This is a genomic window from Pseudomonas sp. GX19020 (assembly GCF_023371075.1).
Lineage (GTDB): Bacteria > Pseudomonadota > Alphaproteobacteria > Rhodobacterales > Rhodobacteraceae > Pseudogemmobacter.
This window is the reverse complement of sequence record NZ_JAMCCR010000032.1, coordinates 1-7,479: the sequence shown is the minus strand read 5'-3', so window position 1 is coordinate 7,479 and position 7,479 is coordinate 1. Positions and strand designations below refer to the sequence as shown.

The window sequence follows — 7,479 nt, the reverse complement described above, 5'->3', positions numbered from 1 at the left end:
CACCTGAAAGTTGATTGAGTGCGTACTCCTGCAACGCAACCACCTTGACCGTCGCTTTGCCGCTGTTCAGGACGAGCGTGGGCTTCCAGGCATGCGGCAGCGCAGCATTTGCTGCGGAAGACATGCGGCAATGTGCAGTAACCTGGCCGCGTCGAACCAAACCGTGCCGGGCAGGGATGCGGTTGTCTGCCAACTGTGCTATCGGGCACGGCCTCTCAGCATACGAGCACAATAATGCCCCAGGATCACAGTTCGAAGCCTGAACTGGATGACGATGACATCCGCTATCTCAGTACTCAGTTGCGGGGCGTCCGACAGGCGCGTGTTCGATTTCTGGCGGCATCTCCCGCTTATGAGCTGGAAGTTGTCGAACTCCTGCTGGCTTTGGGCGTGTCGGCGACAACTGAGCGATTGGGAGCTATTGCACCTCAGCCGAGGCGCCGGTTTGGAATCCGCTACAAAGATGGCGCGGCCATCATCACTGTGGCGCCGGATGCCCGGTTGCTGGGGTAGTGCTGTCGCGTTCTCCCGGACTTGCCATTATTGAACGCCCCCGTTGCTGTGCCCCTATACTGAATTTTTCAGCGGCATTGCCACCGCATAGCCTCGCCCAGTGGCTGTCAGTCGGCGCCTCCCGATTTCATCGGGACCGGGCTCTGGTCTTTCAGACTGGAGCCTGCTGGCAGCAGTCTCCACCCTCACGGGCAACGATCCCATGGCGCGTGCGCGGGCAAGGAATGGGCGTTCGTCTGCTTTGTCCGGGTTGTGTGGATGAAACGTAACGTGCCCGCCGCAGTTGCCGTCGGCGTGGGCTGTCTGTTGGTTCGATGACGTCACCCGTGGGGTCTCAGATTGATCAATTGGCTGCACTCATCCCCAAAATTGGTCACGACGAGAGCAAATGGGTGGATCGGTTTCAAACCCGAAAGTGCATGCCATCGCCCACTTTCCCTTTTGGACGACCGCGTAAACGGCCGTATTCCCTTAGGCAGGGCCGTATCGACGGATGCGCTACGGACACATAAGCGTTGATCGTTGGCAGTCCTGTAATGATCACGCGTTTGAACCTGTGCCTGGATGGGCGGACGGTAATGATCGGGTTGGTGGCATCTCCTGAGGTCCGGGCTGACCCGGGCTCCCCTTAGCGGCCTCGGTGATGGGTTGATCTGGCCGAAGGACGGCGCGCGGCAGGGCGCGCCTCGATCACCTCGATGCAACAGCGCCGTCACGACTTTCTTCCCCTGTCGGCTGCGCCGCCATTCCTCGCGCAAGACAAGAAAGTCACTCCTCTGCTGTCACGCCCGGGCTTTGGCCCGGGTGCATCAGCGCTCGCCTCCGGCCGGACGATCCCCATCGAGGCCGCAAGGGGCGGCCCGGAACAGTCCTCAAGGAGAACCACCATGGCAACCATCGGCACCTTCCGCAAATCCGGCAACGAATACACCGGCGAGATCGTCACCCTGAGCTTGCAGACCCGTAACGTCCGCCTTATCCCCGAAACGCGCGCCACCGGCGAAAACGCTCCCAGCCACCGTGTCTATGTCGGCCGGGCCGAGATCGGTGCCGCCTGGAACAAAGTCTCGAACGAAGGCCGCGCCTATCTGGGCCTGAAGCTGGACGATCCGAGTTTCACTGCACCGATCTATGCCAGCCTCTTTGATGACGAGGAAGGTGACAACCACCTCCTGATCTGGTCCCGCCCCGTGCGCCGTGACGCAAACTGACCAGGGTCACGGCCCCGCCCGGCAAACCGGGCGGGGCAAAATGCTGCTAAAGCTCCTGCGATCAAAGCGTAACGTTATCTTACAGCCGGGACCGGACGTACCTCTCGATAAAAGCGGATACTCTGGCGGCCCCGGTATCAGTTTCAATCAGATCGATTGGCCGTTGCTTATCCAGCCATGCATTCGTTTCACTTGCCCATGACATGATCTTGCCTTCCTTCAGAAGGACAGGTTTTGCGGGCTCGATTATTCGAGCGAGATGGTCGGTACGCGCGCATCAGGAATCGGGCGCCGCCCGGTTTTACCGGGCTCGGGCCCTGGTCCTGCGGACGGGAGCCAGCCTGAAGACTGTCTCCCCCCATGCGGGCAACGGTCCCTGACGCGGAGCAGCATTCGTACATTTTCCGTAGAAAGCCGATGGCTGGGGTGGATTTTGCGCGTCAATGCCCGGCCCAGGTATCCAGGGTGTTGCGGGCTGAGGCATTATCGCGACCCGATCCGAGACGCGAGAAGGACCGCTTCAGGGTTGCCATGCCATCGCGCGAGTTTTGCATTGACCGTGAACGGCTTGATGATCCGGCTTTCTACCTGACAGTGAGGGCCATCGAGACCGTTCACAGGGCGTCAGCTGCGTTGGTCAACCGCGATATTTGTAACCAGCGCTCGTCCGCAATCCGGGCAGCGGGAGGTCCAAAGCCGCAGCGTCTGAAGCATAGTGGAAAATCTGTCGGGAAATTCTCGCCGGAAATGGGAGTTGGCCATGTTTGGGGCCGGTATGTTCTCCTGCCGATGCGTCTGACCCGGGCGCCCCTTAGCGGCCTCGGTGATGGGTTGATCTGGCCGAAGGACGGCGCGCGACGGGGCGCGCCTCGATCACCTCGATGCAACAGCGCCGTCACGACTTTCTTCCCCTGTCGGCCGCGGACGGCCGCCATTCCTCGCGCAAGACAAGAAAGTAACTCCTCTGCTGTCACGCCCGGGCTTTGGCCCGGGTGCATCAGCGCTCGCCTTCGGCCGGACGATCCCCATCGAGGCCGCAAGGGGCGGCCCGGAACAGTCCTCAAGGAGAACCACCATGGCCAACATCGGCACCTTCCGCAAATCCGGCAACGAATATACCGGTGAGATCGTTACCCTGAGCCTGCAGACCCGCAACGTCCGGCTTGTCCCCGAAACCCGTGCCACGGGCGACAACGCCCCCAGCCACCGCGTCTATGTAGGTCGGGCCGAAATTGGCGCCGCATGGGACAAGGTCTCGAACGATGGCCGTCCCTATCTGGGCCTGAAGCTTGACGATCCGTCCTTCACCGCACCGATCTATGCCAGCCTTTTTGACGATGAGGGTGGCGAGACCCACAGTCTGGTCTGGACCCGCCCCGTTCGCCGTGACGCGAACTGATCCAACTGGATCAGCGCCCCGCCTGGGAAACTCGGCGGGGCGACCGTGTTCTGGCATCCAGAGCCTTCAGAACCGATGCTTCATCAGCCTTGAAGTCTCGGATCAAGCGCAAAGCGATCTTGTCTTACATCTTCAAAATCCGCCGCTGATTGCGTGGCATCGAATATCAGGTTCCAGCTATGCGAGGAAACCGCGCTTGGAATCAGAACAAAGCGGTGTTGTGTCGTCAACTCTTTGCCGAACGCCTGCTGGTTGCTGTTCGGGGGACAAGGCACCAGCCAATTCGGGTTCGGAATATCCTGCGGCATCACCACATGCACCAGACCCGGATCAACGATCCGGGCAGAAGTCAGGATATGGGGTTGTGTATCCAGCAGCCTAAAGCCCTTGTGAACCGCAACCTCAAGACAGGCTGTTGCCGGGTCAAGGGAGGCATAGATCGTTCGCATGCCGGGTGGATTCCAGCGACCGCCAACCTGAAAGCTTCCCTCACCACTGTTCCATGTCGGGGCGTGGCGGGCGGCATCGAGCCGCCAGAACCGGAGATCGCCGGTTCCGAGCGGCGGGGGGAGGGGGTTCACGCATAGACCCCATATTCAATCCGGGTCAGATAGTCTTCGACAGCCTCGGTGCCGACCGGAGTGGCCATGAGGTCAATGGGGCACCGCTGATCCAGGCCAATGGCCGGCCGGTTCATCCAGGCTTCAGCTTCGTCCCGTGATCCGAAAATCTCAGTTGCACGCCCAAGAACTTCCGCGAATTTCCAGGTACGGTTGCTTTGCTCTGCGCTCAACACCGTCTGTGCGCCGTCTTTCTTGCGGCGCTGTAGCGTTCGCAGGCTGATGCCGATCGCTTTGTCGAGGGCTCCCCCTGCTGCAAGGAAGCTGACCTCTCGTGTCAGATGCAGAAGAGCGAGCGATGGCAGACCTTCCATAAGCGCATCGTGAGCCTCGAGGCTGTTGCGCACGGGCCGATGGATCGTTGCTCTGCCGCCGAGCAGCGCAAAGGTGCGGGCAATGTCGTGGTCGGCCGCTGCTATCTGGGTCATCTCGGCATCCTTCGTCATGTGTCGCTAACAAGGTGCCACTTGGCGCCCTGCATTTCAAGAGCGGGCTCCGGGAAAGACGGAAGGTTGCGCGGCGAACAGCAAAGATGCGCGAGCACGCGCGCGCGGATCCAGCCCGGAATGTGGCGGACGCTGCTGGAGACGGTGCGCTTCAGCGCCAGGTGACCACACCGGATCATCATCCCGTAGGGCAGGGATTGTCGTCGCTGCTTCACGCCCTGTAGCACTGCGGGCCCAGGCACTTGCCACATTTGCCGCTCAATTGCAGTGATCCATGGCGAGCCAGGGCCCCAGTCTGAGGTGCAAAGATCCATCCCACGCGATTTGTCGCAGTCCCTGGCCCGGTTGAAATCCTCGACACGCAACCCACGAGGGGTCGGCTATGCCCAAGGGCATGCCGCCGGGCGGATTCGGACAAGCCGAACGCGCCCGGTGCGTGCGGCTTTCCCCGGGCCTGTGGGGCGCCTGTCACGCGGGGGATTGGCCTCTGCGTCCGTCAGACAGGAGCCAACCGATGTCCTACATGGATGCCACCGCCTTTGCCGCCAGCCTCGCCGCCACTTTGATGGTCTCGATTGTTGTGATCAGGGCCGGGGATGGCTCCGTCACGGCCCTGCCTGCCGAAGATATCGAAGGCGATGAGGTCTGTGTGCTGAGCGAAATCGATCCCTGGGAACTGCCTCGCCGCTGAACCACTGTCATCATGATCGTTCGATGTGGCAGCCCTCTGCCGCATCGATCTGACGGAACACCAGTTGCCGTGAAGCCGACAGCTGTAAGGGACGGGATGTGCAGGGGGGATTCGGGCCTTGCCCGAACGCCCCCTGCAGGGCGAGCGGCATCCCGGGCTGCAGGTGCTGGCAAAAGAAACAGAAGAAAGGGAACCGCCGGTTCCCCCGTCAACCGGAAAATACTGCGCCCCAAGCGCCACCCCCATCTTCCGCACCTCCTGCGTCGGCTTGTGCAGACGGGGCCCCCGGCACTTGTGCCTTGATTTTCCAATTGCCGGGCCCCCCTCCTGCTCTCGCCGAGGGGCAATCCGAGAAGGAGAGACGCGCAAGCGCGGCTCACCTTCCCGGACAGCCCTGATTTTGCAGAAGGGCCAAGCCGGGAGGGATCACCAGATCAGAAAAGGGTTTCTTTCATGGCACAATATCAATGTATCTCCTGCGAAACCGTTGCAGTCGCGGCGCTTGCCTGCCCGAACGCGTGTTCCTGCTGCGGTGGCCCGGTGTTTGATCTGGACCGCTACGAGGCGACCCGCAGCGAAGCGCGGATCATCGGGGCACAGAATGACGCGTTCCGCAAAGCCCTCGGCCCGGTCATCCTGGATGATCAGAACCTGCGCGGGCGGGTTTTGGTGACGCGGGGCATTCGTGAAATGGGGCCGGAATTTGTGCAAACCGCACTTGAGACGACCCGCAAGGATGAAAATTTTGTGGACGATCATTGCCGCTACGGGTCGCGCAGCTTTGGAATGCCCGAGATTGCCCATGACGGCGACACCTTCCGCATTTATTGGAAAATCGACCTTTACGATAATGACGAAGTCATGGGGCCGGCGGTGGAGAGCGATCCGAGCCAGACCATCCGCGTCTTGACCCTGTGCCTGCCTGAGGAATACTGACGAGACAGGGCGGCTCCGGTAAGGGGCCGCCCGTTGCATGATCCTGTTGAATAAACTGCCCTCGCAGACCGCAAGTCGGGGCAGGGCGGGTCTGCGCCGAAGGTACAAAAGATGACCTGTCGCGCCGCAGCCACAAGGGCCACGGCGCGACAGGTCCGGCGCTACCCGCGCGGGGGCCGCAGGCGCGGCGTTTCACCTGGCGGACAGGTTCCATGGTGCTTCATCCGGAGGGCAGTTTGCCAGTGCGGCAAAGAAGATTGCGCAGAAGCGTGGAGTAGATCGGCTCGACAGCGCGGGCCAACATTGTCGTCACCGGCATCACGGCATGGGGATCGTGATGATGCCGCAGAAGATCGACAGTCGTTGTGCTCAGGCGCAGATCCAGCCGCAGGGTTTGGCATCGCGCATTTTCCAGCGGCAGGGTGCGTGGCAGATCGCGGGTCAGGTGGTCCTGAACCTGCGCCGCGAGATCCCGCCGGATCGAAGGGCCTGATGCGGCAGGATAGCTGGCCAGAAGACGCTCGAACCCATCGGCGATATCTGTATCGATCCGCAGCGACAAAGAATACTTGCGCTTCGGTGACGATGCCTTGGGATTAACCTGGCTTGCTGCGGAGGACAGCGGCATCGTCGAACGGGCAGAAACTGGCAGCCGTTTCTCGGCAGGACGCGATGCAATCTGTTTCGCATCCGAAGGCCGGTCGCCAACCAAAGGTGCCGATATCTGACCAGGCAGCATTTCAGGCCGGCCCTCTGTCTTATGGCCCATGCCCGGCAAACGCGAGCCGCTGTTGAATACGCCGCGATTCTTCATGCCGCAGATCCGTGATGGGAAAGCGTTTTGTCGATTTCCTGCAGTAATGCGTTGCAATCTGTCAGGGCAGCTCGCAGTCGTTTGGCCTGCATTTTCTCAAGGCCAACAGCCTGTGCCTCCATCATGGCTAGTGTGCGACCAAGCAGGCCCCGCATCACGATATCCGCGAAAACAGCGGTATCGGGCATATGACTATCCAGGACCGGAAACCCATCCAGCGCCGCGTCCCGATAGGCAGTGGCTGCGCTGGTCAGCTTTGGTCGCATCATGGTGAACACAACACGCGCCGCACCGATCTCGCCCTCATCTTCCAGATCGCGGATAACAGCGAGGGCGGGGCCCAGTTCCGCCAGTTCGGTGGCTGCTGGCTTGAAGGGAAGCAGCGTGAGTTCCGCATAACGCAAGGCCATGCGGTTAAACGGATGATCCACCCCGGCAAGGTTCAGGAGAGCATAATCGAACTGTCCGGAATCTTCGGCCGCCATCAAGGTGGATTCGAGATCGGCAACCCCTGTGGCCTCAAAATCAAGATAGCGGACCTCCATCCGCTCGGACCAGCAGCCGATCTCCTCACCCTGCACCCGATACATGTTGAAGTTGCGCTGTGGGTCGCAGTCGATCAGCAGCGCGGATTGACCCCGCGCGTCAATAGCACTGGCAAGCGCCATAAGCGCGGTCGATTTGCCCGTGCCCCCTTTGTGGCTGTAGGCGGCGATGACAATCATGGTTAAGCCTCCGGATAAATGATGGTCGCAAAGGCTTGACGCCGGTCGAAGAGCATGGCGCCCCTTCGGCGGGTCTGGCGGGTCTGGCGGGTCTGGCGGGTCTGGCGGGTCTGGCGGGTCTGGC

General features: G+C 61.2%; 11 protein-coding genes. 5 read left to right on the top strand and 6 right to left on the bottom strand.

What is annotated here, in order from left to right; all coding sequences use genetic code 11:
* A partial coding sequence (locus M3484_RS23390; protein ID WP_249499497.1) for a hypothetical protein occupies positions 1 to 193 on the bottom strand: 193 nt, incomplete at its 3' end.
* Positions 194 to 234: 41 nt separating this feature from the next.
* Here M3484_RS23390 and M3484_RS23385 point away from each other — a divergent pair.
* Both M3484_RS23385 and M3484_RS23380 read left to right on the top strand, forming a co-directional pair.
* A complete protein-coding gene (locus M3484_RS23385; RefSeq protein ID WP_249499495.1) occupies positions 235 to 513 on the top strand; it encodes a hypothetical protein in 279 nt (92 codons plus the stop codon).
* Positions 514 to 1,400: 887 nt separating this feature from the next.
* The gene (locus tag M3484_RS23380) at positions 1,401 to 1,724 is read left to right on the top strand and encodes a DUF736 domain-containing protein (RefSeq protein WP_249499494.1); all 324 of its coding nucleotides are present in this window, start codon (positions 1,401 to 1,403) and stop codon (positions 1,722 to 1,724) included.
* Positions 1,725 to 1,803: 79 nt separating this feature from the next.
* Here M3484_RS23380 and M3484_RS24095 read toward each other — a convergent pair whose 3' ends face one another.
* Positions 1,804 to 1,929 (bottom strand): antitoxin Xre/MbcA/ParS toxin-binding domain-containing protein, encoded by a 126-nt coding sequence (locus tag M3484_RS24095; protein ID WP_502942510.1) that lies wholly within the window; start codon positions 1,927 to 1,929, stop codon positions 1,804 to 1,806.
* A gap of 870 nt (positions 1,930 to 2,799) precedes the next feature.
* Between M3484_RS24095 and M3484_RS23375 the strand changes: the two genes are divergently transcribed.
* Positions 2,800 to 3,123, top strand: a complete 324-nt coding sequence (locus M3484_RS23375) for a DUF736 domain-containing protein (protein WP_249499493.1) — start codon at positions 2,800 to 2,802, stop codon at positions 3,121 to 3,123.
* Positions 3,124 to 3,206: 83 nt separating this feature from the next.
* Here M3484_RS23375 and M3484_RS23370 read toward each other — a convergent pair whose 3' ends face one another.
* Positions 3,207 to 3,704 carry an RES family NAD+ phosphorylase gene (locus M3484_RS23370; protein WP_249499492.1) on the bottom strand — a complete coding sequence of 166 codons (498 nt, stop codon included), beginning with the start codon at positions 3,702 to 3,704 and terminating at the stop codon, positions 3,207 to 3,209.
* A complete protein-coding gene (locus tag M3484_RS23365; protein WP_249499491.1) occupies positions 3,701 to 4,171 on the bottom strand; it encodes an Xre family toxin-antitoxin system antitoxin in 471 nt (156 codons plus the stop codon). Before M3484_RS23365 ends, M3484_RS23370 begins: the two co-directional genes overlap by 4 nt.
* 532 nt (positions 4,172 to 4,703) lie before the next feature.
* On the opposite strand from M3484_RS23365, the gene M3484_RS23360 reads away from it, so the two are divergent.
* Together M3484_RS23360 and M3484_RS23355 are read left to right on the top strand one after the other, a co-directional pair.
* Complete coding sequence (locus M3484_RS23360) at positions 4,704 to 4,880, top strand: hypothetical protein (RefSeq protein ID WP_249499490.1); 177 nt, start codon at positions 4,704 to 4,706, stop codon at positions 4,878 to 4,880.
* Between the two features lie 453 nt (positions 4,881 to 5,333).
* On the top strand, positions 5,334 to 5,816 hold the full coding sequence (locus tag M3484_RS23355; RefSeq protein ID WP_249499489.1) for a DUF3768 domain-containing protein: 483 nt from the start codon (positions 5,334 to 5,336) through the stop codon (positions 5,814 to 5,816).
* Positions 5,817 to 6,036: 220 nt separating this feature from the next.
* On the opposite strand, the gene M3484_RS23350 is transcribed toward M3484_RS23355, so the two are convergent.
* Positions 6,037 to 6,630: a hypothetical protein gene (locus tag M3484_RS23350; RefSeq protein ID WP_249499488.1), complete on the bottom strand. Its 594-nt coding sequence runs from the start codon at positions 6,628 to 6,630 to the stop codon at positions 6,037 to 6,039.
* Entirely contained in the window at positions 6,627 to 7,355 is a 729-nt protein-coding gene (locus tag M3484_RS23345; RefSeq protein ID WP_249499487.1) for a ParA family protein, read from the bottom strand. The genes M3484_RS23350 and M3484_RS23345 overlap by 4 nt, the downstream gene beginning before the upstream one ends.
* Positions 7,356 to 7,479: the final 124 nt, after the last annotated feature.